Genomic DNA, 2,708 nt, shown 5'->3' on the forward strand with positions numbered 1-2,708 from the left:
CGAAGCTCGTGTTGCAGCTTCGCGCCGAGGGACTGTCAGGCAGGGCGATCGCCGCGTCGCAGGGCATGTCCCGCAAGAGCATCGCGGCGGTGCTGGAGGCCGCCGATGCGACCGAGACGAGTTGGGACGACGTCGTCGAGCTCACCGATGAGCAGGTGTATGCCCGCCTGTTCCCGGGTCGCGGGGAGCACGAGAGCGTGTTCGCCCAGCCGGACTGGGAGCAGGTCCACCGTGAGATGGCCCGGGTCGGTGTCACGCTCAAGCTGCTGCACGGCGAGTACACCGACCGCTGCGGCTCCACCAGGGCACCGGCGATGGGCTATGACCGGTGGTGCAAGACCTACCAACGCCATGTGCTGGTGACCGGCGCCGCCTCGCGGGTCGGGCACAAGGCCGGCCAGACGGTCGAGGTCGACTGGTCCGGCCCGACGATGGAGCTGACCGACCCGGCAACCGGGGCGACGCGGAAGGTGTACCTGTTCGTGGCGTGCCTGCCGTTCAGCCGGTACGCCTTCGTCTGGCCGTCGACCGATATGCAGCAGGACGCGTGGCTGCGGGCGCACGTGGCGATGTTCGCCGCCTTCGGCGGGTCGGTGCCGCGGATCGTGTGCGACAACCTCAAGACCGGTGTGGTCTCCCATCCCCGCGAAGGGGAGATCGTCCTCAATGACGCCTACCGGGAGATGGCCGCCCACTACTCGGCGGCGGTTCTACCAGGGCGGATACGGCGCCCGAAGGACAAGGCCAGCACGGAGAACACCGTGGCGCACGTGGCGACCTGGGTCATCGCCGGCCTGCGGGACCGCACGTTCCAGGCGCTGCCCGAGTTGGCCGAGGCGATCGGTGAGCGGATGGATGCCTACAACCGCGAGCCGTTCCAGAAACGCCCCGGTTCGAGGCTGAGCGTGTTCACCGACGAGGAGCGGCCGCTGCTGACGCCGCTGCCGGCGGTGGCGTTCGAGATCAGCCGGTGGCTCTACGGCCGCCGGGTCGGCCGCAACGGGCACGTGGTGTTCGAGCGCAACTTCTACTCCGCCCCGCTGGCGCACATCGGCACCAAAGTCGATCTGCGGATCACCGCCCGCACACTGGAGATCTACCGCGGAACCGAGCGGATCTCCAGCCACCTTCTGCTGCCCGCTGGCGCCTCTGGTGAGTATCGCACCAACGACGCCGACCTGCCGGCCGGCCGCCAGTACCAGCAGTGGGATGCGCCCCGAGTGGGGGCGTGGGCCGAGCGGGTGGGGCCGGCGGCGGTGATCGTGGTCAACCGGATCTTCGAATCCGTGGCTATCGACGAGCAAGGCCTGGACGCCGCCCTGGCGGTGCTGCGCCTTTCGCGACGCTTCTCCTCCGAGCGGGTCGACGCCGCCTGCGCCCTGGCGCTGACCGGGCCGGTGCGCTCACCCCGCTACGCGCATATCCAGCCGATTCTGGCCACCGGCCAGGACCAGACCGCGGCCCTGCGGCCGCCGCGGACCGAGCCGGGCGAGACCGGTGGGTACGTCCGCGGCGCCGACTACTACGCCAGGAGCGCCCGATGAGCAGCATCGATAACGAGACCAAGCGCAAGCTCCGCGAGATGGGCGCCCAGCCACTGCTCGAGGCGGTCGAGGCGCAGGACGACGACCACGTGGTCGGCATGAGTTTCGGCGAACGGCTGCAGCTGGTCGTCGATCACGCCCACGAGAGCTTCAACCACTCCAAGATTGACGGCCTGATCCGCCGGGCCGGACTGCGCTACCCCGGCGCTGACCTGCGGCGGGTCGACCTGATCGAGGAACGGGGCCTGGACCGGGCCGTGCTGGCTCAGCTGGCCACCTGCTCATTCATCGATCGCCAGCAGAACGTCGTCTTCCAGGGCTTCACCGGCTCGGGCAAGTCCTACCTCGGCTGCGCGCTGGCCAAGCAGGCCTGCCAGCACCGGATCCGGGCGCACTACATCCGGATGCCCGACCTGGAAGAAGCATGGGCCCTGGCCCGCGACAAGCCCCAGGGGCAGACGAAGTTTCTGAAGAAGTACGCCGCATTCTCGCTGCTGGTGATCGACGAGTGGCTTCTCGACCACCCCGACGAGACGATGCGCAGCATGCTCCTCGAGCTCCTTGAGCGCCGCTACGACACCGGCTCCACCGTGTTCTGCACCCAGTACGCCAAGAAGGACTGGCATCAACGCCTCGGCTCCGGAGTGCACGCCGACGCGATCATGGACCGCATCGTGCACAACACCCTCTGGATCGACACCGGCACGCACAACATGCGCGAGCATGCCGCCGCGAATCAGTAAGTAGACACCGGCAGGGGGTCGGTGGGCCCGACAGACGCGATCACCGGCCCCCAACGGCAATACTGCTGGCCCCCAAACGCAATATCCAGTGGCCCCCATGCCTCCAAATACGCAAGGCAGCTGGCGGCCCTGAGGACCCAGGCCGCCGCCCGGCCCACCACCACGCAGCCGGCGGTGGCGGCTACGACGGACCGGCTGGAGCCGCCGCCGGGTCGGCGAGATACCACCGGGGCGCATCTGGCCGGGCCTGAGCAGTTCAGTCTCGCCGCCCTGACCGGCCGCCCGAGCGCCGGCATCGCGGGGCAGGAGGAGCTGCAGTGACTAATCGTCATCTCACCGACGCCGACATGCCGCTGTTCACGCAGCTGCGGATGACCGCGTTCGGACAGACCGTCATTGACCTGGCCAACGATCCCGCCTG

At 69.0% G+C, this 2,708-nt stretch carries 3 protein-coding genes; all 3 read left to right on the plus strand.

The features are described 5' to 3' along the window. Window positions 1-1,544: IS21 family transposase (istA, locus tag KHA85_RS16255; protein WP_213186604.1), on the plus strand; the 1,544-nt coding region annotated here is incomplete at its 5' end. Further along, window positions 1,541-2,287, plus strand: a complete 747-nt coding sequence (locus tag KHA85_RS16260; RefSeq protein ID WP_213186605.1) for an ATP-binding protein — start codon at window positions 1,541-1,543, stop codon at window positions 2,285-2,287. The genes istA and KHA85_RS16260, both read left to right, overlap by 4 nt. Window positions 2,288-2,461: 174 nt before the next feature. Next, entirely contained in the window at window positions 2,462-2,608 is a 147-nt protein-coding gene (locus KHA85_RS16265) for a hypothetical protein (protein ID WP_236885828.1), read from the plus strand. The last annotated feature ends 100 nt before the right edge of the window (window positions 2,609-2,708 follow it).

Source organism: Dietzia massiliensis (genome assembly GCF_018390595.1).
GTDB classification, from domain to species: Bacteria; Actinomycetota; Actinomycetes; order Mycobacteriales; family Mycobacteriaceae; genus Dietzia; species Dietzia massiliensis.

What these genes read in the sequence shown, in the direction of transcription:
- KHA85_RS16260 (WP_213186605.1), top strand. Translation starts at nt 1,541, where the DNA reads ATGAGCAGCATCGATAACGAGACCAAGCGCAAGCTCCGCGAGATGGGC.